16 protein-coding genes are annotated in these 22,441 nt (G+C 71.5%); 14 read left to right on the top strand and 2 right to left on the bottom strand.

The features are described from left to right. Positions 1 to 6 precede the first annotated feature (6 nt). From KOI35_RS35230 to KOI35_RS35200, 7 genes are read left to right on the top strand one after another with little or no spacing between them, the layout of a single operon-like run. On the top strand, positions 7 to 1,788 hold the full coding sequence (locus KOI35_RS35230) for a Wzz/FepE/Etk N-terminal domain-containing protein (protein ID WP_215793012.1): 1,782 nt from the start codon (positions 7 to 9) through the stop codon (positions 1,786 to 1,788). Then, entirely contained in the window at positions 1,785 to 3,140 is a 1,356-nt protein-coding gene (locus KOI35_RS35225; protein ID WP_215793011.1) for a hypothetical protein, read from the top strand. The genes KOI35_RS35230 and KOI35_RS35225 overlap by 4 nt, the downstream gene beginning before the upstream one ends. Then, complete coding sequence (locus KOI35_RS35220) at positions 3,137 to 4,366, top strand: hypothetical protein (RefSeq protein ID WP_215793010.1); 1,230 nt, start codon at positions 3,137 to 3,139, stop codon at positions 4,364 to 4,366. The genes KOI35_RS35225 and KOI35_RS35220 overlap by 4 nt, the downstream gene beginning before the upstream one ends. Before the next feature lie 8 nt (positions 4,367 to 4,374). Further along, on the top strand, positions 4,375 to 5,250 hold the full coding sequence (locus KOI35_RS35215) for a sulfotransferase domain-containing protein (protein WP_215793009.1): 876 nt from the start codon (positions 4,375 to 4,377) through the stop codon (positions 5,248 to 5,250). Beyond that, complete coding sequence (locus tag KOI35_RS35210) at positions 5,238 to 6,776, top strand: MATE family efflux transporter (RefSeq protein ID WP_215793008.1); 1,539 nt, start codon at positions 5,238 to 5,240, stop codon at positions 6,774 to 6,776. Before KOI35_RS35215 ends, KOI35_RS35210 begins: the two co-directional genes overlap by 13 nt. Then, complete coding sequence (locus KOI35_RS35205; RefSeq protein ID WP_215793007.1) at positions 6,773 to 7,507, top strand: class I SAM-dependent methyltransferase; 735 nt, start codon at positions 6,773 to 6,775, stop codon at positions 7,505 to 7,507. The genes KOI35_RS35210 and KOI35_RS35205 overlap by 4 nt, the downstream gene beginning before the upstream one ends. Beyond that, positions 7,500 to 8,495 carry a glycosyl hydrolase gene (locus KOI35_RS35200; RefSeq protein WP_215793110.1) on the top strand — a complete coding sequence of 332 codons (996 nt, stop codon included), beginning with the start codon at positions 7,500 to 7,502 and terminating at the stop codon, positions 8,493 to 8,495. Before KOI35_RS35205 ends, KOI35_RS35200 begins: the two co-directional genes overlap by 8 nt. Here KOI35_RS35200 and KOI35_RS35195 read toward each other — a convergent pair. Further along, the gene (locus KOI35_RS35195; protein WP_246614251.1) at positions 8,485 to 8,856 is read right to left on the bottom strand and encodes a VOC family protein; all 372 of its coding nucleotides are present in this window, start codon (positions 8,854 to 8,856) and stop codon (positions 8,485 to 8,487) included. The genes KOI35_RS35200 and KOI35_RS35195 overlap by 11 nt on opposite strands. A 151-nt stretch (positions 8,857 to 9,007) precedes the next feature. Between KOI35_RS35195 and KOI35_RS35190 the strand changes: the two genes are divergently transcribed. Continuing rightward, positions 9,008 to 12,136 (top strand): fibronectin type III domain-containing protein, encoded by a 3,129-nt coding sequence (locus KOI35_RS35190; protein ID WP_215793005.1) that lies wholly within the window; start codon positions 9,008 to 9,010, stop codon positions 12,134 to 12,136. 11 nt (positions 12,137 to 12,147) lie between these two features. Next, positions 12,148 to 17,340 (top strand): fibronectin type III domain-containing protein, encoded by a 5,193-nt coding sequence (locus tag KOI35_RS35185; protein ID WP_215793004.1) that lies wholly within the window; start codon positions 12,148 to 12,150, stop codon positions 17,338 to 17,340. On the opposite strand, the gene KOI35_RS35180 is transcribed toward KOI35_RS35185, so the two are convergent. Beyond that, a complete protein-coding gene (locus tag KOI35_RS35180; protein WP_215793003.1) occupies positions 17,334 to 18,134 on the bottom strand; it encodes a WecB/TagA/CpsF family glycosyltransferase in 801 nt (266 codons plus the stop codon). The genes KOI35_RS35185 and KOI35_RS35180 overlap by 7 nt on opposite strands. Positions 18,135 to 18,197: 63 nt before the next feature. Here KOI35_RS35180 and KOI35_RS35175 point away from each other — a divergent pair, with 63 nt between their 5' ends. From KOI35_RS35175 to KOI35_RS35155, 5 genes are all read left to right on the top strand, one after another. Next, positions 18,198 to 19,130 (top strand): sulfotransferase, encoded by a 933-nt coding sequence (locus KOI35_RS35175; protein WP_215793002.1) that lies wholly within the window; start codon positions 18,198 to 18,200, stop codon positions 19,128 to 19,130. Next, a complete protein-coding gene (locus tag KOI35_RS35170) occupies positions 19,130 to 20,044 on the top strand; it encodes a glycosyltransferase family A protein (protein WP_215793001.1) in 915 nt (304 codons plus the stop codon). The genes KOI35_RS35175 and KOI35_RS35170 overlap by 1 nt, the downstream gene beginning before the upstream one ends. Before the next feature lie 93 nt (positions 20,045 to 20,137). After that, positions 20,138 to 20,914 (top strand): DeoR/GlpR family DNA-binding transcription regulator, encoded by a 777-nt coding sequence (locus KOI35_RS35165; protein WP_215793000.1) that lies wholly within the window; start codon positions 20,138 to 20,140, stop codon positions 20,912 to 20,914. Further along, positions 20,911 to 21,999: a galactose-1-phosphate uridylyltransferase gene (gene galT / locus KOI35_RS35160; RefSeq protein ID WP_215792999.1), complete on the top strand. Its 1,089-nt coding sequence runs from the start codon at positions 20,911 to 20,913 to the stop codon at positions 21,997 to 21,999. The genes KOI35_RS35165 and galT overlap by 4 nt, the downstream gene beginning before the upstream one ends. Before the next feature lie 10 nt (positions 22,000 to 22,009). Then, positions 22,010 to 22,339 (top strand): TraR/DksA family transcriptional regulator, encoded by a 330-nt coding sequence (locus KOI35_RS35155; protein WP_215792998.1) that lies wholly within the window; start codon positions 22,010 to 22,012, stop codon positions 22,337 to 22,339. Positions 22,340 to 22,441: the final 102 nt, after the last annotated feature.

Genomic DNA, 22,441 nt, shown 5'->3' with positions numbered 1-22,441 from the left:
CAACCGATGGAAGCGTCTCGCCCTGCCGATGTCTCGCACTATCTCGGCGTGTTCCGCCGGCACTGGTGGATCGCGCTGATCGCGACGGGGGCCGGGCTGGGCGGGGGCGCGGCGCTGACCTCGGCGATGCCGAAGGTCTACCAGTCCTCGACCGCTGTGCTCGTGCAGGCCGTCGACCAGGACACCAACGCGCAGGGTGGCCGCACCAAGGGCATGGTCAACCTGGACACCGAGGCCCAGCTGGTCGGCTCGGGCGCGGTCGCCGCCAAGGCCGCCACCCTGCTGCGCAGCCCGCGCTCGCCGATCGAACTCGCTCGCGACGTCTCGGTCGAGGTGCCGGCCAACACCACCGTCCTGATGGTGACGTTCCAGGCCGGCACGCCGCAGGAGGCGCAGTCCGGCTCGCACGCGTTCGCCGAGTCCTATCTGCGCAACCGCGAGGAGACCGCGCAGAACGGCCTCAACCAGCAGATCCGGACGCTGACCGCGAAGATCAAGCAGCTCACCACGACGCTGGCCGGGATCAACGCGCGGCTCTCCCGGGCCACCAAGGGCAGCTCGGACGAGAGCAACCTGCTGAGCCTGCGGTCGAACTCGCAGAACCAGCTCAACGGCATGACCGGCAAGCTCAACGAGCTGACCACGACCACCATCGGCGCGGGCAGCATCATCAGCGACGCCCGCCTGCCGGAGCAGCCGGTCAGCCCCAACCCGATGATCAACATCGCCACCGGCGGCATGCTCGGCCTGCTGCTCGGGCTCGGCCTGGCGTTCGTGCGGGAGCGCTACGACCGACGGCTGCGCTCGGCCAACGACGTCCGCGACCGCGGCCGCATGCATGTGCTGGCCGCCCTCGACGAGCGCACCACCCCGCACTTCGACGACGTCCTGCAGCCGTACGGGGCGGGTGGCCGGGTCTTCAACCGGCTGCGCAACGAGGTGCTGGCCACCCTGCCCGCGGGCGACCAGGTCATCGTGGTCACGGGGGCCAGCCGGGGTTCGGCCAGCACGCTGGTCGCCGCAAATCTGGCCGCGGCCCTCGCCCGTACGGGAAACGACGTCGTCCTGATCGGAGCGCACCTGCCGGACAGCGTCGTCGAGGCGGCGCCCCTGGCCCGCATGCTCGGCGTGTCGGCCGTGCCGGGCCTGTCCGACCTGCTGGCCGGTCGGGTCGGCCTGGCCCGCGCCCTGCAGCGCACCCCGCGCATCCCGTCGCTGCGGGTGATCACCACCGGCGGCGCCGCCACCGCGGCCGGGCTGATGCAGTCCCAGCGGCTCAAGGACACCCTGCAGACACTGCGCCAGCAGGGCGGCTACATCGTCATCGAGGCCCCCTCGACGGCCAGCAGCGCCGACGCGCAGAGCCTGGCCAGCCTGGCCGACGCCGCCATCCTCGCGGTCGAGCTGCGCAAGGCCCGCCGCCCCGCCCTGATCGACGCCGCCGAGCAGCTCCAGCGGGTCGGCACCCCGCTGCTGGGGGCCGTCGTGCTGCCCCGCCTGTCCAACCTGCGGGTGCCCGAGCCGACCGGCCCGGCGGTGACCCTGAGCCCGCCGGTGGCCACCGGGCCGCGGCCGGACGAGACCGCCGTGCTCGACCGTGACCTGATGCCGCCGCGCCGCTTCCCGACCAACACGATGTCGGCCGCGGACAAGGCCGCCACCACCCAGCAGGTGCAGCGGCAGCGGGTGGCGGACAGCGCCGAGGAGATCACCGCGGTCATCGACATGTCGGGCGCGGATCTGACCAGCGCCGACAGTCCCTCGACGCCGGACGGCGACAAGAAGTGACCCAGGCCGTCACGGCCCCTCCCCCGGCGAATACGGGAAAGAAGCTGCGCCTGCCGGCCTGGCCGGTAGCGAGCATCCTGGCGTTCTATCCGGTCTGGTGGGCGCTCGGCCTCGGCGTGCTGATCTTCGCGCTGATGGCCGTGCCGATGCTGTTCCTGCTGATCCGGCGGCGCGCGGCCGGGCGACCGCTGCGGTTGCCGCCGGGCTTCGGGTGGTGGGCCGTCTTCCTGATCGCGGTGGTGGTCAGCATCGGCGCGCTCGGGGCCGACCCGGCGGGCACGGTGGCCGGGCACGCCGTGGGTCGCCTGCCCGGGGCCGGTTACAAGGCGCTCATGTACGCCTCCCTGACCGTCCTGCTGGTCTACGCCGGCAACCTGACCGAGGCCGAACTGCCCCGCCGCCGCCTGGTCAAGCTGCTCGGCTGGCTGTTCGTGGTGACCGTCCTGGGTGGACTGCTGGGGATGGTGGCGGGCAACTTCCAGTTCACCTCCCCGGTCGAGTGGCTACTGCCCTCCGGCGTACGGAACAAAGGGTTTGTGCAGTCGCTCGTGCACCCGTACGCGGCTCAGATCATGGACATCGTCGGGGAGGGTCAGCCCCGCCCGGCCGCGCCGTGGGGTTACACGAACACCTGGGGCAACAACTTCTGTCTGCTGGCCGGATGGCTCGTCGTGGCCGCCTGGCAGACGAGGAGCGGCAAGGCGAAGTTCTGGGCCGTGGTGTGCCTGGTCGTCTCGGTCGTGCCGGCCGTGGTCTCGCTCAACCGCGGCCTGTGGATCGGCATCGGCGTCCTGATCGTCTACGTGGCGATCCGCTACGTGATGGCGGGCAAGCTCTGGGTCCTCGGTGCCGTCGCCCTGGCCGCCGCCGCGCTCGGGATCGCCCTGGTCGCCACCCCGCTCGGCGACACGGTCGGCGCCCGCCTCGACAACGGCAAGTCCAACGGCGTGCGCTCGTTCCTGATCGACCGGGCCGTCGAGGGTTTCCAGGGCTCGCCGGTGATCGGCTACGGCGGCACCCGCAACACGCTCGGCGGCCGCAACTCGATCACGGTCGGCGAGAGCGCCGGCTGCGAGCGCTGCGGCAACTTCACGGTCGGCGGCAACGGCCAGCTGTGGCAGCTGCTCTTCGCCCACGGCGCGGTCGGCACGGTCGGCTACCTGGGTTTCTTCGCGTACGGGTTGTGGCGTTTCCGCCGCGATCGAAGCGCCATCGGGGTCGCCGCGAGCGGCGCCATCGTCACGTCGTTCTCGGCGATGCTCTGGTACAACTCGCTGGTCACCCCCCTGGCCTTCATGGTTCTGGCGTTTGCGCTGCTCTGGCGCAACTCGATCGAGGGGGAAACGACATGAGTCCGGTGAAGACCGCGCCCGCCGAGCTGACCGCGCGCGACGCGGAGCTGCGGACCCGGTACCTGACCGAGGTGCTCGACCTCCTCTATCCGCACCCGTGCCGCACCGACGGGTCGCCCGGCACCCCGATCGCCGAATACCTGGTGGTCCCGGACGCCCGGCGCCCGCGCCTGCTGGTGCCGTCGGGTTCGCGCCGGGTGGCCGCCGCCGCCGTCCGCCGCTACGCCGAACCGCAGTCCCGCGCGGCCAGGCTGAAGCGCGAGGCCGTCGTGGCCGCCGTCCGCACCGGCGCCTCGAGTGTGCTGCTGCGCGACCGGATCCGGGTCACCGGCCCGTTCTCGCACAGCATCGACGGCTACCTGAGCGAGGCCCTCGGCCGCGAACTGGCCGTCAGTGTCCACATCGGTCCGGCCCGGGCCAACCGCAAGCCGGTGCTCCAGCTGATCGGCCCGGACGGCGACACGTTCGGCTTCGGCAAGCTCGGCACCGGCCCGCTCACCCAGGGCCTGGTGCGGGCCGAGACGGCCGCGCTGACCTCGCTCGGCAACAGCGGCCTGACCAAGCTGACCGTGCCCCGGGTGCTGCACGCCGGCAAGTGGCGCGGGCTGGAGGTGCTGGTGCAGTCGGCCCTGCCGGTGTGGCTGCCCCGGGCCCCGCTGAGCCAGCGCCGGCTGGTCGCCGCGATGCTCGACGTGGCCGGCTGCTGCGGTTATACGACCGGTGCCCTGTTCGGCAGCGGCTACTGGCAGGCGCTGCGGGAACGACTGGCCGTGGTGACCGACCGGCCCGAGGGGGTCGCCCTCGCGTCGGCCGCCGAGCTGCTGATCGAGCGGGCCGGCGACATCGTCTTCCGCTACGGCGCGTGGCACGGCGACTGGGCCCCCTGGAACATGGCCAACCTGACCGACGCCCTGGTGGTCTGGGACTGGGAACGGTTCGCGACCGGCGTGCCGCTGGGCTTCGACGCCGTGCACCACGAGTTGCAGCGACGCATCCAGACGACCGGGGACGCCACCGAGGCGGTCGAGGCCACCGTGAAGCGCGCGGCCGAGCTGCTGGCCCCGTTCGGCGTGCCGGTGGCCGGTCGCGAGGTGACCGCCCTGCTCTACCTGGTCGACCTGGCCACCCGTTATCTGACCGACCGCCAGGCCGAGGCCGGCGCCCGTCTGGGCGTGCTCGGCACGTGGCTGCTGCCGGTGCTGATCCGGCGGGTCGAGGAGCTCTGAGGAGAAGCATGGACGTACGCAAGATGCCCGCGCCGATAAAGAGCGTCGTGCACCTCGGTTCCCGTTCCTACGGCCGGCTGACCTCGCCCGGGCGGATGACGCCGACGTTCCTGATCTGCGGCGGCCAGCGCTGCGGCACGACGTCGCTCTATCGCGCGCTGGCCGGGCACCCGGTGGTGCTCAAGGCCGTGCTGCACAAGGGCGTGCACTACTTCGACACCTCGTACGCCCGGGGGATGAGCTGGTACAAGGCGCACTTCCCGCTGGTGCGCAGCGGCGAGAAGCTGGGCGAGCGGTACGGGGTCGCCCCGCAGACGTTCGAGTCGAGCCCCTATTACATGTACCACCCGCAGGCGGCGGCCCGGATCGCCCGCGACCTGCCGCAGACCAAGCTGCTGGTGCTCGTGCGCGATCCGGTCGAGCGCGCCTATTCGCAGCACCACCACGAGGTCGCCCGCGGCTTCGAGACCGAGCGTGACTTCGGCGCCGCCCTGGCCCTCGAACCGGCCCGCCTGCACAAGCAGGAGGAGCGGCTGGCCGAGGACCCGGAGTTCTACAGTTTCAGCCACCAGCACCACGCCTACCGGGCGCGCGGCGAGTACGCCCGCTATCTGAGCGTGATGGCGCAGCACGTCGGCCGCGAGCGCATCCACGTGGTCGAGAGCGAGCGCTTCTTCAGCGACCCCGAACCCGTCTACGACGAGGTGTGCGAGTTCCTGGGCCTGCCCAGCTATCTCGAGCGGCCCGCGTTCGAGCGGCACAACGCCCGGCCCCGGCAGGCCGACATGGACCCGGCCCTGCGCCGTGAGCTCACCGACTACTACCTCCCCCACGACGAGGCGCTCGCGCGCTGGCTCGGGCGCCCTCCGGTATGGCGGTCCTAGACCGCCCGGCGGCCCGGGGCGCGGCGCGCGGCGGTCTGGCCAACATGGCCGGCTCGGCGCTGGCCGGCGGCACCGGGGTGGCCGTCACCTGGGTCGTGGCCCGGGCGCTGGGGGCCGAGCAGGCGGGCGCGTTCTTCGCCGCCACCGCGGCCTTCGTGCTGGCCGGCGGCCTGGCCAAGCTGGGCACCCAGACCGGGCTGGTCTACTGGACGGCCCGGTTGCGCGCCACCGGTCAGGCCCACCTGCTCGGCGCCTGTCTGCGCACCGGTCTGGTGCCGGTCGCGGTGCTGTCGGTCGTGCTGGCGGTAGCGATGTGGCTGACGGCACCGGCGATCGCCCGGGTGACCGCGCACGAGGCCGGGCATCTGATCGACGCGCACACCGCCGGTCTGCGCGTGCTGGCCGCGTTCCTGCCGTTGCAGGCGCTCACCGACGCACTGCTGACGGCCACCCGCGGTTACCGCGCGATGCGTCCGACGGTGATGCTCGACCGGGTGCTGCGCAGCGTGTTGCAGGTGCTCTTCGTGGGCGCCGCGGGCGTCGCGACACTGTGGACGGTGGGCTCTCTGCCGGGCTTCGCGCTCGCCTGGGTCGCCCCTTATCTGCCGGTGACGATCCTTTCCGCGTACGCCCTCAGAAAGGTCTACCGCGCCGGGAAGCCCCCCGGATCGACCACCCGACGGGCCGAGCGGGCCGGACTGCGCCGCGACTTCTGGCGTTTCACCGGCCCGCGCGCCGTGGCCAGCGTGGCCCAGCTGGCCCTGCAGCGCATCGACGTGCTGCTCGTGGCCGCGTTCGGCGGTCTGGTGGCGGCGGCTGTCTACGCCGTGGCGGGCCGGTTCGTGGTGCTCATCCAGTTCGCCAACCAGGGCATCTCGCAGTCGGTGCAGCCCCGCCTGGCCGAGGCCCTGGCGGTCGGCGACCGGCGCACCGCGAACGACCTCTATCAGACCGCGACCGGCTGGCTCGTGCTGGTCACGTGGCCGGTCAACCTGCTGGTGATCTTCTTCGCCCCGGTGTGGCTGCGGCTGTTCGGCGAGCGCTACGCCGACCACGGTGTTCCGGTGGTGGCCGTGCTGGCCGCCGCGATGCTGATCGCCACCGGCTGCGGGATGGTCGACATGGTGCTGGCGATGGCCGGCCGCACCTCGTGGAACCTGGTCAACGTGCTCGTCGCGCTGACCGTCACGGTCGTGCTCGACGTGCTGCTCATCCCCCGGCTCGGCGCGCTCGGTGCGGCGATCGGGCTGGCCTGCTCGATGGTGGCCAACAACCTGCTCCCGCTGATCCAGGTCGGGCGGTCGGCCGGGCTGCACCCGTTCGGCCGCGGCACCCGGGCCGCCGCCCTGCTCTCGGTCGCCTGCTTCGGCCTGCTGCCCTGGGCCGTCGTCGCCGTGGCCGGGACCGGCGCCGCAGGCCGGACCCTCGCGATGCTCGCCGCCGTGCCCGCGTTCCTGGCCGGCACCTGGCTCCTGCGCGTTCCTCTCGCACTGGACGCGTTCAAACCCATGAGGAGGACTCGTTGACCACCGACTACACCAAGGTGTTCCAGGACACCGATGCCGTCGAGAAGTACGAGAACGTCACCTACGCCCCGGACAGCTACGCCTCGCAGATCAACGAGCGCCAGCAGGACTACCTGCGCACGCTGGTGGCGCGGGAGTTCGGCCCGCTGGCCCCGGTGCAGCACGACTTCGCCTGCGGCACCGGCCGGGCCATCCGTACGCTGCACGGCCTGGTCCGCGAGGCGCACGGCTACGACACGTCGGCCGAGATGATGGCCAAGGCGGCCGAGGTCGGCTCGCGGGCCCAGTGGCACCAGGTCGCGCCGGACGGGCCGGTGCCGCATCCGGTGCCGGCCGGCTTCCCGGCCATCGTGACGATGTTCCGGCTCCTGCTCAATGTGGACGAGGCGATCCGGGACCGGGCGCTCGCCTTCGCGGCCAAGGCGCTGCCCACCGCCGAGTCCGGCGTCCTGGTGGTCGAGAACCACGGCAACGCGGATTCCGTACGCCATCTGCGCGCTCGCAGGCACAAGGGCGAGCGCTGGTTCGCCGAGCTCTCCCACGAGCAGGTCGCGACGCTGCTCGACCGGCACGGCTTCGTGATCGTCGAGCGCCGCGGCTTCTCGATGATCACCCCCTCGCTGCACGGCAACCCGGTCGCGCGGGCCGCCGACGCCGCCATGCGCCGGATGCCGGGCAGTGACGCGTATGCGGTCAACGTCCTCTACACCGCCCGCCGTGTCCATGCGTAAGCTCCTCGTCCCCGTTCTGCTGCTCGCGCTGCTGCTCGCGGGCTGTTCCTTTGGCAAGGACGAGAAGCCCCCGCAGCCGCCCGCGCCCGACCTGACCAGCGCGCCGGGTGCGGTCGCAGTGAACCCGGGCCCGTTCGAGTCCGGCCCGGTCCGGGCGCCCGCCCGCGGGGCGTTGTTCGGGGCCTGGATCAAGCCGGACGCGCTGACCCACGTGGGCCGGCTGGCCGCGGTCGACACCCTGCAGACCGAGCTCGGCCGGCCGCTGAAGATCGTGAACACGTACCGGCGCTTCGAGCAGATGGTCGGTACCCCGTCGGACAAGGAGTTCCTGGCCCGCGGGGCGACCCTGATGGTCAGCTGGGCCACCGGCGACAACCGGTCCATCCTGGACGGTGAGCACGACGACCTGATCCGCAAGCAGGCCCGGGCCGTCCGCAAGATCAAGGTGCCGATCCTGCTGCGGATGCGCTGGGAGATGGACCGGCCCAACCTGCGGGCGACCATGTGGTCGGGCGAGGACTACGCCGCGGCCTGGAAGTACGTCCGCAAGATCTTCACCGAGGAGGGCGCGACCAACGTCTCGTGGGTGTGGTGCCCGACCGCCGAGGGCTTCATGCGCGGTGACGCGCCGGGCTTCTATCCGGGCGACGACCAGGTCGACTGGACGTGCGTGGACGTCTATGCGGGCGAGAAGTTCCAGCCCATCGGCGAGCTGATGGCGCCGTTCCTGACGTGGGCCGCCCAGCGCCCCAAACCGATCGTGATCGGCGAGTTCGGCGTGGCCAAGGCGTGGGGCTCGAGCGGCCGGGCGGCCTGGATCAAGGACGCGCGGCGCACCTTCAAGGCGAACCCGCAGATCAAGGCGATCGCCTACTTCGAGTCCAACCCCGAGGGCAACGGACCGACGAAACAGTTCCAGCTGTCCGGCGATCCACCGGCGTTCAAGGCGTTCGAGGCGATGTCGACCGATCCGTACTTCAATCCTTGATCTCCGCCGGCTCGAGAAATTCGAGCCGGTTGCCGTGATCGTCCTGTGCGTAGAACCGCCGGTGGCCCGGAAAGTGGGGATCCCACGTGACCGGGCGGCCGGCGGTTTCCAATTGCCGGGCCAGATCATCAAGACCGTTCACGAGTACGCCGGGATGCGCGCGACGCTGCGGCGAGAAGTCCTCGACCGGGCTGACATGCACCTCCCAGCCCCCGCTCCGGAACCAGCACCCGCCGCGCGCTTTCAGTTCGGGGGGCTTGGCCACCTCGGTCATGCCGAGGACTCCGCCGTAGAAGGCGCGGGCGGCATCCTCCCCGCCCGGCGGGCACAGAATCTGAACGTGGTGCAGCCGTTCGAACATGCCACCCATTAAACCGTACGCTCGTACTGTTTGGCCAAGCACATTTTCCTCGCCTCGGCGGACCGGCACACGGGTTCCGTCAAGTCGGACCCGATAGGGGTAGGCGCACTTAGCGTGACGATGCCGATACCCAGCCGGAAGCGGGGGAAACATGTCGCGAAAAGTCTTACTATCCGCCGCCGCGGCCGGGTTGCTGGGCGCCGCCCTGCTGGTCGCACCCACTCCGGCCGCCGCCGTCGGCGGCACGTTCGACGTGACGGTCGTCGCGGGTGACGGCACGAACAAGACCCCGGCCGACAACGACATCACCGGCATCGGCGTGCCGTGGGGCGTGACATTCGATCCGTCGGGCGACATGTATGTGACCGATGGCAGCACCTGTCGCGTCATGAAGGTGACGCCGGCGCGCGTCCTGACCGTCGTCGCCGGCACCGGCGGATGCGGCCCGGCGACCCCGGGCGCACCGACCCGGGTCGGCTATCCGTATGCGATCGCCCGGCACAACGGCGACACCTTCATCGGCGATCGCACCTACAGCAAGATCCTGAAGATCGACTCGAACGGGGTCCTGTCCAGCATCTCCGGGCCGAACTACGGCTTCCCGCTGGCCGACGGGCCGCTGGCCACCGCCAACGTCAGCTACCCGAGCCAGTTCGTGGTGGTCGGCGACTGGCTCTACATGTCCGCCAACCGGCAGGTCGCCAAGGTCGACCTCAACACCATGCAGCTCACCCTCATCGCGGGCAACGGCATGGGCGGCGGACCGGCCGCCGACGGGCCGGCCACCCAGACCTCACTGGGCAACCTCACCGGCATGGCGGTCGCCGCCGACGGCACCGTCTACATCTCCGACGGCGGCAACGACCGGATCTACCGGGTCACCCCGAACGGCACCCTGTCGACCGTGACCACGAGCACGTACTGGCCGTCCACGCTCGCCATCGGCCCGTCCGGCGATCTCTACGCCGGTTTCGTCAACTACCGGGTCGTCAAGGTGGACACGTCGGTCACCAACGGAGTGAACGCCTTCACGACGGTGGCCGGCACGGGCATGCCCGGAGTCGCCGTCAACGGTCCCGCGCTCAGCTCGCCGATCAGCTATCCGCAGTCCATGGCGTACTCGCCCAGCGGCGAACTCCATGTCGCCAACTACATGTCGCCGACCATCGTCAAGCTGACACCCTCGGGCCCGAGCGCACCTCAGCCCCCGACCGCGGTGGGCGCAACGGTCGGGGACGGCAGCGCCGCCGTGAGCTGGACGGCCCCGGTCAACAACGGCGGGTCGGCTGTGACGGCGTACGCGGTGCAGGCCTATCAAGGGGGTGTGACCGCAGCCGGCAAGACGTGCGCGGCCACCGCACCCGCGGTCACCTGCACGGTGAACAATCTGGTGAACGGTGTCGCCTACACCTATCGCGTCACCGCCACCAACCTGGCCGGCACCAGCAGTGAGTCGACCGACTCGGCCGCGGTCACGCCGATCGGCGCTCCGGGTGTGCCCACCCTGGTGTCGGCCGCGTCGAACGCCACCGGCGACGCGACCCTCACGTGGACCGCGCCGGGCAGCAACGGCGGTGCGGCGATCAGCTCGTACACGGTGCAGGCCTATCAGGCCGGTGTGGCCGTCGCCGGCAAGACGTGCACCGTGACCGCACCCGCCCTCACCTGCACCGTCAGCGGGCTCACCAACGGCACCGCCTACACGCTGCGGGTCAAGGCCTACAACGGCACCGCGTACAGCCTCGAATCGGCCGACTCGACGCCGGTCACGCCGGCCGTGCCGCCGATCCCGGCTCCGGGCGCTCCGGGTCGTCCGACCGTGCGGGGCGGCACCTCGTCGATCGCGGTCTCGTGGGCCGGCTCGAGCGGTCAGGTGACCGGCTACACCGCGGTCGCGACGCCCGGCGGCAGTTCGTGCACGTCGTCCGCCACCAGCTGTGTCATCGGCGTCGAGGCCGGCACCGCCTACACGGTCACCGTCGTCGCGCAGGGGCCGGGCGGCAACTCGAGCGCGTCGGCGCCGTCGGACAGCGTCACCCCGCCCGCGCCCGTCCCACCGGCGACCGTGCCGACCGATGCGCCGGCCACGCTGACCACGGACAAGGGCAGGCTGTCGCTCGCGCTGCCCAAGCAGGAGATCACCATCATCGGCACCGGGTACGCGCCGAACTCGACGGCCACGATCGTTCTCTACTCGGAGCCGATGGTGCTGGGCACCGTCACCACCGATTCCACCGGCGGCTTCTCGCTGCCGGTGACCGTGCCGGCCGGCGTGGCCACCGGCGAGCACACGTTCCTGGCCCAGGGCGTCGATTCCACCGGCACCGCCCGGCAGATGTCCCTCCCGGTCACGGTTCCGCCGACCAGTCCCAACACCTCCGGCGCGGACGACCACGACCAGGACACCGACCTGCCGGTGCCCCACGGCGGCAGCATCACGCTGCTGAACGCGAACGGCACCCCGGTCACCAGCGTGGTCGTGGCCGGCCAGGGCACCTACACGCTGAACACCGCCACCGGCCACATCACGTTCACACCGGTCCGCGGCTTCGCCGGGCGGGCCACCGCGGTCCGCTACCGCATCACCGACTCGGTCGGCACCGTGGTGCTGGGCAGCTACACCGCCGTGGTGACGCCCTCGGCCACGCCGAAACTGACCGTGCCGGCCCGGCTGGTCACCCGGGTCGACGGCACCACCCTGGTACGCGTCACGCACAGCGCCGCCGTCACGGGCCGCACCACCGTCGCGTTGTGGAGCACCGTCGACGGCAAGCGGGTCAGCTTCGGCAGCGCGACCCGGGCGGCCGGCCGCTCGATCGTCGTGCCGGTGCCGCTGAACGCGCTGGGCCGCAAGATGACCGCTCGCCCGGGCGGTTACACGGTCACCGCGATCGTCACGACCACACCGGCGCGCGGGCCGGTGCAGCGCGCACTCACCCTCACCCGCGTGGTGCTGCAGCACTTCCAGCTGCCCCGATCGGTCCACTTCCCGTCCGACGGCGCGAATGTCAGCCGGGACCAGGCGGATTATCTGCGCGGCCTGCGACCACAACTCGCCGGCGTCCGCGCGATCACGTGTGCCGGCTGGACCGACGACACCGGCACCGACGCCTGGGCCCGGAAGCTGTCCGCCCGCCGCGCCCAGGCGGTGTGCCGCGCGCTGGCCGTCGGACTCGGCATCCGCACGATCCTCGTGATCCGCGGGAAGGCCACGACCGGCAACGACTCCGCGGCCGGCAAGGCCCGCAACCGCCGCACCGACATCACCCTTCACTACTGAGCCGGGGACCCATGTTCAGAAAGACTTCTCAGGCCGCGGCGGCCGGGCTGGTGGGCCTCGCCCTGCTCGCCGTGCCCGCGCCGGCCGCCGCCGTGGTCGTCGGCACCTACGACGCGACGGTCCTGGCCGGCGACGGCGTCGCCGGGCCGCCGGTCGACCACAGCCTGACCAAGGTCGGCAATCCGTACAACATCGCGTTCGACCCGTCGGGCGACATGTACTTCACCGACAGCTACGACTGCGGCGTCGTGAAGCTGACGACCGGCGGCGACCTGACCGTGATCGGCGGGGAGAACGGGTGCGGCAACGCGACCCCGGGCACGACCATGCAGGTCGGAGATCCGCGCGCCATCGCCCGGCACAACGGCGACACCTACATCGGCGACGCCCTGGACGACCAGATCGTGAAGATCGATTCTCACGGCGCCCTGTCGATCGTCTCCGGCCCCAACAACTACCAGCCCCTGACGAGCGGGCCGCTGTCCAGCACCGGCATCCAGTACCCGAGTTCGTTCGAGGTGGTCGGCGACACGCTCTATCTGGTCGCCTACCGGCAGGCGGCCAAGGTCGACCTGAACACCATGCAGCTGACCCTCATCGCCGGGAACGGCACCAACAGCGCGGGTGTCGCCGGGCCGGCGACGCAGAGCCCGATGGGCATCCTCAGCGGCATCGCCGTCGCCACCGACGGCACCGTCTACCTCTCCGACCAGAACTTCGCCCGGATCTACCGGGTCACCCCGGGCGGCACCCTGTCGACCGTGACCACCGGCTCCAACTGGCCGACCAGCCTGGCCATGAGCCCGGCCGGTGACCTGTTCGCGGGTCTCGGCAACTCGACCGTCGTCCGGGTGGACACGACCGCGACCAACGGCGCAGACGCCTGGACCCCGATGGCCGGCAGTGGCTCGTCCGGGCCGCCGGTCACCGGTCCCGCCCTGAACACCCCGATGTTCTACCCCCGCGGGCTGGCCTTCTCCCCCGCCGGGGATCTCCACGTGGCGGCCTACCTCGACCCGGCCATCGTCAAGCTGACGCTGTCGTCGGCGCCGGTCGCACCCCAGCCACCGACCCTGCCCGTGGCCCAGGCCGGCAACGCGAGCGCCACGGTCAGCTGGACCGCACCCACCAACAACGGCGGCTCGGCCGTCACCTCGTACACGGCCCAGGCCTACCAGGCCGGCGTGGCCGTGGCCGGCAAGACCTGCACGGCCACCGCACCCACGGTCACCTGCACGATCGCCGGGCTCACCAATGGCACCGCCTACACCTACCGGGTCACCGCCACCAACTCGGCCGGCACCAGCGGCGCCTCGGCCGACTCGCCCGCGGTCACGCCGGTCGCACCACCGTCGTCCACGATGGACCTGACGATCGTCGCGGGCAACGGCGGCACCGCCATCCCGGTCGACCACGACCGGACGAAGATCGGTACCCCGTGGGGGCTCACCTTCGATCCGTCCGGCGACATGTACATCGCCGACAGCAGCTACTGCCGCATCATGCGGATGACCACCAGCGCCGACCTCACCGTCGTGGCCGGCAGCGGTGGGTGCAACATGGCGACGCCGGGCACCCCGACCCGGGTCGGTTTCCCGTACGCCATCGCCCGGCACAACGGTGACACGTTCATCGGTGACCGCCTGAGCAACGCCATTCAGAAGATCGACTCGCAGGGTGTCCTGTCGACCGTCTCCGGCTCTCTGCCGTTCTCGACGCTGACCAACGGGCCTCTCTTCGCCGCGACCGTCAACTATCCGAGCTCGTTCGTCGTCGTCGGCGACACCCTCTACCTGACCTCGGCCCAGCAGGCCGCCAAGGTCAACCTCAACACCATGCAACTCACCCTGATCGCGGGCACCGGGTTCGACGGCACGGCGGCCGTCGGCGGGCCGGCGACCGCGTCCCCGATGGGCTACCTGGGCGGGATCGCGGTCGCCACCGACGGCACCGTCTACCTCGGCGACCAGTGGCACAACCAGATCTACCGGGTGGCACCGAACGGCACGTTGTCGATCGTGACCACCGCCGCCGCCGCCGTGACGTCTCTGGCGCTGAGCCCGGCCGGCGTCCTGTACGCCGCGCTCAGCAACTACCGCGTGGTCCGGGTGGACACCACGGCGACCAATGGCACCAACGCCTACACCACGGTGGCCGGCACCGGCGCCGTCGGCGTGGCCGTCAACGGGCCCGGCCTCAGCTCGCCGATCTACCGGTCGATCGCCATGGCCTTCTCACCGGCCGGCGATCTGCACGTGGCCGTCGCGAACGCGCCGACCGTCGTCAAGCTGACCCCGTCGTCGGCGCCGGTCGCGCCGCAGCCGCCGACCCTGCCGGTCGCGCTGGTCGGCGACGAGAGCGCGGTCGTCAGCTGGACCGCGCCCCTGGTGAACGGCGGGTCGCCCGTGACGTCGTACACGGCGCAGGCCTATCAGGCCGGTGTGGCCGTGCCCGGGAAGAGCTGCACGACCGCCACGCTCACCTGCACCGTTCAGGGCCTGACCAACGGTGTCAGCTACACCTACCGCGTCACCGCCACCAACTCGGCCGGGACGAGCAGCGCCTCGGCCGGCTCGCCCGCGGTGACGGCGTTCGGTCCGCCGGACCCGCCGGCTCTGGGGGCCGCGTCGACGACCGCGCCGGGCAGCGCCACGCTGGCCTGGACGGCGCCGGCCGACAACGGCGGCACACCGGTCACGTCGTACACCGTGCAGGCCTACCAGGGCGGTGTCGCGGTGGCCGGCAAGTCCTGCACCACGGCCACGCTCAGCTGCACGGTCAGCGGTCTGATGAACGGCACCACCTACACGCTCCGGGTGTCCGCCACCACGGCCTTCACCACCGGGGCGGAAACGGCTGACTCGGCCACGGTCACCCCGATCGGACCGCCGAACGCGCCCGCGATCGCCTCCGTGGTGAACGGCTCCGGACAGGCGACGGTCACCTGGACCGCACCGGTCGGCACCGGCGGGTCGGCCGTCACGTCGTACACCGTGCAGGCCTACCAGGCCGGCGTGGCCGTGACCGGCAGGACCTGCACCACCGCCACCCTGTCGTGCACCGTTCCGGGGCTCACCAACGGCGTCACCTACACCTACCGGGTCGCGGCGGCCAACATCGCCGGCGCCGGTGCCGAGTCGGTGGACTCGGCCGCGGTCCAGGCCCTGGGCCCGCCGGACGCCCCCACGGCCGGCCTCGCGTCGTCCAGCGCCTCCGGCGACGCGACCCTGGCCTGGACGGCACCGGTGAACGACGGCGGCACGGCCGTCGTGGCGTACACCGTGCAGGCGTACCAGGCCGGTGTGGCCGTGACCGGCAAGACCTGCGCGACGGCCACGCTCGCGTGCACCGTCAGCGGGCTCACCAACGGCACCGCGTACACCCTGCGCGTCTCGGCCACCACCGCCTTCACCACCGGCGCCGAGTCGGCCGATTCGGCGCCGGTCACCCCGGTCGGGCCGCCGGGCGCACCCACCATCGCGTCGGTGCTGGGCGGATCCGGGCAGGCGACGCTGACCTGGACCGCACCCGTGTTCACCGGCGGGGCGCCCATCACGTCGTACCTCGTGCAGGCCTATCAGGGCGGTGTGGCGGTGACCGGCAAGACCTGCACAACCGCCACCCTCACCTGCACCGTCAGCGGATTGACCAACGGCACCGCCTACACCTTGCGGGTCACGGCGGGCAACGGCACGACCACCGGTCCGGCGTCGGCCGACTCCACATCGGTCACCCCGCTGGCTCCGGTCGTGCCGGTCATCCCGGCCGTCATCGCCGCGCCGGGGACGCCGACCGTACGGGCCGGCACCTCCTCGATCACCGTGTCGTGGCCCGCGTCCACCAGCAGCACTGTCACCGGATACACGGCGGTCGCCGCGCCCGGCGGCAACTCGTGCACGTCGGCGACGACCACCTGCGTGATCGGCGCCGAGGCGGGCAAGAGCTACACCGTCACGGTCACGGCCCAGGGCACCGGCGTCAGCTCCGCCCCGTCGGCGGCGTCCGAGAGCGTCACGCCCACCGCCCCGGTCGCACCGACCACCGTGCCGGTCAGCGCACCGCAGACGCTGACCACCGACAAGGGCCGGTTGTCGCTCGCCCTGCCCAGCCAGCAGATCACCGTGATCGGCACCGGATTCGCGCCGAACTCGACGACTCAGGTCGTGCTCTATTCGACCCCGACCGTGCTCGGCACGACCACCACCGACGGGACCGGCTCGTTCGCGCTGCCGGTGACCGTCCCGGCGTCGCTGGCCGCCGGTGACCACACGTTCCTGGCCCAGGGCGTCGACACCGACGGCTCGGCGCGGCAGATGTCGCTCCCGGTCACGGTGCCGCCGACCAGCACCGGCACCTCCGGCAACGGCGGGGAGAACCAGAACACCACGCTGCCCGTGCCCAGCGGTGGCCGCATCACCCTGCTCGACGCGAACGGCGACGCGGTCCGTCTGGTGACGATTCCGGGCCAGGGCACGTACGCCCTCGACAGCGCCACCGGCCGGATCACGTTCGCGCCGATCCGCGGATTCACCGGCCGGGCCACGGCGGTCCGCTACCGGATCACCGACTCGGTCGGCACCGTCGTCACCGGCACCTACACCGCCGTGGTGGCGTCCGCCGTCCGGCTGTCGGTGCCCACGCGCCTGGTCACCACGGTCGACGGCACCGCGCTCGTCCGGGTCGCCCCGGCCGGCCGCCACACGGTCACGCTCTGGAGCACCGTCGGCGGCAAGCGGGTCAGCTTCGGGCGGGCCACCGCGACCGGCACCGTCGTCCCGGTGCCGCTCAACGCGCTCGCCCGCAGGATGGCCGCGCGTCCGGGCGGTTACGTGGTCACGGTCACGACCGGACGGGCCGGCATCACATCGAGGCTGGTGCTGCAACACTTCGAGCTGACCCGATCGGTCTACTTCGCGCCCGACAGTGCGGCCGTCAGCCGTGACCAGGCGTCCTACCTGGCCGGTCTGCGGTCACAGCTCGCCGGCGTCCGCGCGATCACCTGCACCGGCTGGACCGACAACACCGGCACCGACGCGTGGGCCCGGAAACTGGCCGCCCGCCGGGCGCAGGAGGTGTGCCGGACGCTGACCGCCGGTCTGGGCATCCGCGGCATCCTGGTGAGCCGCGGAAAGGCCACAACCGGCAACGACTCCGCGACCGGCAAGGCACACAACCGCCGTACGGAAATCATGCTGCACTACTGACGGACACGCGCCCGTTGCGACGGGGCCTGGGCGAGCAGCCGGAGCGCGTACGGGGCGTCGTGGCGCAGATAGCGTCCGGCCAGCCGGCGCGGTTCGGTGCCCAGGCGGTGGGCCCATTCCAGGCCGGTGCGCTGCATCCAGCGGGGTGCGCGCTCGACGTCGCCGGCCACGAAGTTGACCGCGGCGCCGCAGCCGAGGAACCAGGTCTCGGGCAGTTCGGTGCGCAGGCGGCTGATGAAGCGTTCCTGCTTCGGATAGCCGAGCCCGACGAACACCAGGTCGGGCCGCGCGTCGACCACCTTCGCGCAGAAGTCGGCGTAGGTCAGCGGGTCGCGGTCGAACCCGAACGGCGGGCAGGCCGTCCCGGCCAGGCGCAGGCCGGGGCAGTTCTGCCGCAGCCGGTCGGCGGCGCGGGTGGCACCGTCGGCGGTCGCGTCGTCGGGGGCCGGGGTGCCGCCGATCACGAAGATCGAACGGCCGTCCAGGCCCAGCCCGGCCGACAGCGACCAGATCAGGCTGCTGCCGGCCACCCGCTCGGGCAGCGGCGCCCCGCTCAGCTTGCTCGCCCACACCAGCGGCATGCCGTCGGCCACGATCAGGTCGGCGTCGGCCAGGTGGCGCCGGCACTCGTCGTCGCGCTGGGCCCGGCGCAGGATGTCGATGTTCGGGGTGAGGATCCGGCCGCCGCGGCCGTGCGCGAGCGCGTCCCGCACGACGGCCACGACCTCGGCCTCGGTGATCCGGTCGATCCCCGTTCCGTCCAGCTCGACGCGGTCGAAAGCCTCGACTGACACGCAACGCCTCCTTCGCGGTTGTTGGCTCGTTATATGGAGCGAAACGAGCGAAGGTGGGCCAAAGTGGCACGGGTGCTATTTCTGGGTGGATTAGGGCGAAGTGGGACAACGCTCGTCGAACGCCTGCTAGGCGAACTGCCCGGGGTGTGCGCACTGGGCGAGGTCGTCCACCTGTGGCAGCGCGACATCCGCGACGACGAGCGCTGCGGCTGCGGCGCCAGATTCTCGGCCTGCACGTTCTGGCAACGAGTGGGGCGGCTGGCCTTCGGGGGCTGGCACAACGTCGACGTCGACCGCGTGCACGCGTTGCGCGACGCCGTCGAACGCACCCGGCACATCCCCCGGCTGGCCACCGCCGTCGAGGCGCCGGACGAGGTGCACGAATACGCGCACTTCTATGCCCGGATCTACTCGGCCGCGGCCGAAGTGTCCGGCGCCCGGGTCGTGGTCGACTCGTCCAAGCACTCCGCGCTGGCCCACGTGCTGCGCTGGGCCCCCGACATCGACCTGCGCGTACTCCACGTGGTGCGCGATGCGCGCGGGGTGGCGTACTCGTGGACCAAGACGGTGTCCCGCCCCGAGACCGACGGCGCCGAGGAGATGACCCGCTACTCCCCCGGACGCTCGGCTCTCTTGTGGAACGCTCACAACGCCGCCTTCGGACTGCTCGCCAAGCGGGGTGTGACCGTGCACCGGCTGCGCTACGAGGAGTTCCTGGCCGACCCCCGGGCGGCACTGTCCATGATCGGCGATTTCGCCGGGCTGCGGCTGCTGCCCGAGGACCTCGCCTTCGTCGGCGACGGCTACGCCGACCTGCGGGTCGGGCACAGCGCGGCTGGCAACCCGATGCGCTTCACCGTCGGGCGGCTGCCGTTGCGGCGCGACGACGCCTGGAAACGCTCGCTCCCCCGGAACGCCCGGCGCCTGGTCGGGACGGTCTGCGCCCCGATGCTGCGCGCGTACGGATACCCGCTTTCGCCCGTCGAGGAGAACTGATGAACTGGCCGTCCGTGGGCGTCGTCATCCCCACCCGCAACCGCCCCGAACTGGTGCGCAAGGCGATCGCGTCGGTACGCGACCAGCACTATCCGGGCGAGGTCAAGGTGCTGGTGGTCTACGACCAGACCGAGCCCGACTACCTGCTCGCCTCCACCGAGGGCGTACAGGTGCTGGTGCTGACCAACTGGCGTACGTCCGGACTGGCCGGGGCGCGCAACACCGGCATCCTCGCGCTCGACACCGAGTTCGTGGCCTTCTGCGACGACGACGACGTGTGGCAGCCCGACAAGCTGCGCCGCCAGGTGGCCGCCGTGCTGGCCGAGCCGGACGCCGAGTTCGCCACGTGTGCGATCGAGGTCGAGTACGAGGGCAAGTGCACACCACGCCTGGCCGGGCGCAGCCGCGTCACGATCGACGAACTGGCCCGCTCCCGGATGGCGATGCTGCACTCGTCGTCGTTCCTGATCCGCCGCTCGGCGCTGACCCCGGAAGCGATCGGCCTGGTCGCCGAGGACGCGCCGGGCAGCCAGAACGAGGACTGGGACCTGCTGCTGCGGGCGGCCCGGCGGACACCGATCATCCACCTCGACGAGCCGCTCGTCCGGGTGCTGTGGGGTCGCACGTCGCACTACGCCTACGAGTACGCCACGAAGATCAGCTCGCTGCGCTGGATGATGCAACGGCACCCCGAGATCAGCGGCTGCCGGCCCGGTGCGGCCCGGGTCTATGGGCAACTGGCCTGCTGGTCGGCCGCCACGGGTAACCGGAGCCAGGCCTGGCAGTTCAGCAAGGAGGCCGTACGGGCGAACTGGAAGGAACCTCGTACGGCGATTGCTCTTGCGGCAATGACCGGAGCAGTGAAGGTTGAGAACGTTCTCTCCGCGTTGCACAAGCGGGGGCGAGGTATCTAGCACACCTTAAGGCCCACTCTTTCGCTCATGCCTTATCACCAGGTAGTGTTCGGGCGTGTTCGAATTAGTGCGGTTCCCGGCGGAGGTCCGCTGATGTTGGCACAGCAGCGACAGGCAGCCATTCTCGACCGGGTCCGGGCCGCCGGCGGCGTCCGGGTCAGCGAGCTCGCCTCGGAATATGGCGTGTCCGACATGACCATCCGCCGTGACCTCGAATCGCTGGCCGACCGGGGTCTGCTGGCGAAGGTACACGGCGGAGCGACCACGGTCAGCCCTGGTTCGGCCCACGAACCCGGGTTCGCGGCCAAGAGTGTGCGCCAGCGTGCGGAAAAGGCCGCCATGGCCATGCGCGCGGCCGCCCTGGTCTCGCCCGGCGACGCGATCGCGCTGTCGGCCGGCACCACCACCGCCGGCCTGGCCCAGCGGCTGGTCGACGTCCCCTCGCTGACCGTCGTGACCAACTCGATCCCGGTCGCCGACATCTTCTATCGCGCCGGGCGCCCCGACCAGACCGTGGTGCTGACCGGCGGCACCCGTACGCCGTCGGACGCGCTGGTCGGCCCGGTGGCGGTGGCCGCGATCGGCACGCTGCACCTCGACATGCTGTTCCTGGGCGTGCACGGGATGAGCGAGCGGGCCGGCTACACCACGCCCAACCTGATGGAGGCCGACGTCAACCGGGCGCTCGTCGAGGCGGCCGAACGCCTGGTCGTGCTGGCCGACCACACCAAGTGGGGCACGGTCGGCATCTCCTCGATCGTCGCCCTCGAACGCGCCGACGTCCTGATCACCGACGACGGGCTGGACGAGTCCGCCCGCACCCTGCTGTCCGAGACGGTCCCAGACCTCGTGGTTGTGAGCGCCCAGTGACTTTCAAGAGCCGTACGGCGATCCGTCTCTCCGACGGACGCGAGCTGATCTACTTCAACGAGGAGGCACAGACCCACCGGGCCGACTACCCCGACACCCGCGAGCTGCCGCCTCCGCCGCCGACCTCGCAGCTGCGGTACGACCCGCTGGTCGACGAGTGGGTGGCCGTCGCCGCGCACCGGCAGACCCGCACCTTCCTGCCGCCGAGCGACGCGTGTCCACTGTGCCCCTCCAAGCCGACGTTCGCGAGTGAGATCCCGGCACCCGACTACGACGTGGTCGTCTTCGAAAACCAGTTCCCCTCGTTCAGCGACCGGATCCCGGCCGACGAGATCACCGAGCTGACCGACCTGGTGCCGGTGCGGCCGGGCATCGGGCGGTGCGAGGTGGTGTGCTTCACCAGCGACCACAACAGCTCATTCGGAGCGTTGACCCCTTCCCGCGTACGGACGGTGGTCGATGCCCTGGCCGACCGCACGGCCGAGATGTCCACGTTGGAAGGTGTGGCGCAGGTCTTCCCGTTCGAAAACCGGGGCGTCGAGATCGGCGTGACGCTGCATCACCCGCACGGGCAGATCTACGCCTACCCGACCGTGCCGCCGCGTACCCGGTCCATGCTGGCCGCCGCCGCTAATTACAAGGAACGCACCGGCGGCGACCTGTACACCGATGTGCTGGCGGCCGAGCGGGCCGACGGCGCGCGCATCGTCGCCTCCAACGAGCACTGGACGGCGTACGTGCCGGCCGCCGCGCGCTGGCCGTTCGAGGTGCAGCTGGCCCCGCACCGCAAGGTCGCCGACATCCCGGCCCTGTCCGACGCCGAGCGGGACGCGTTCGGGCCGCTCTACCTCGACGTGCTGCGGCGCTTCGACGGCCTGTTCGGCAAGCCGATGCCCTACATCTCGGCCTGGCACCAGGCGGTCGTCGGCGAGGGGCGCGAACTCGGCTACCTGCACCTGCAGCTGTTCACGATCCGGCGGGCGGCCGACAAGCTGAAGTATCTGGCCGGCTCCGAGTCGGCGATGGGCTTCTTCGTCAACGACGTCGTGCCGGAGAAGGCGGCCCAGATGCTGCGCGACGCCTAGTCTGGGCCTCATGCCGGGTCATCGCGCGGAGCTGGAACGCCTGCAGGCCGAGGCCTCGCTCGAGATCGAGACGCTCGAGCAGGATCTTCGGGCGCTGTTCGAGGCGTCCCGCGACGACAACGCCGACGACGAGCACGACCCCGAGGGCGCGACGATCGCGTACGAGCGGGCCCAGCTGACCGCTGTCCTGACCGCCGCGCGCCATCAGCTCGCGGCGGTCGTCGAAGCCCTGTCCTGCCTCGACGCCGGCACCTACGGGCGCTGCGAGAGGTGCGGTTCGTCGATTCCGGCCGAGCGTCTGGCCGTCCGACCCTTCGCCACCACCTGCGTGACCTGCTGAATCGCAGTTATCCACAGGGCTGTGGATAGAGGGGCGGGGGGCCCGGGACAGGACCCCCCGCAGGGAAGGGACGGCAGGCGCGTGCTCCGCCTACGCCGGACG

Origin of the sequence: Paractinoplanes bogorensis, assembly GCF_018829635.1 — a bacterium.
In the GTDB taxonomy this organism is placed as follows: domain Bacteria; phylum Actinomycetota; class Actinomycetes; order Mycobacteriales; family Micromonosporaceae; genus Actinoplanes; species Actinoplanes bogorensis.
Note: the sequence above shows the minus strand (reverse complement) of the source record. Positions and strands in the feature narration are given on the sequence as shown.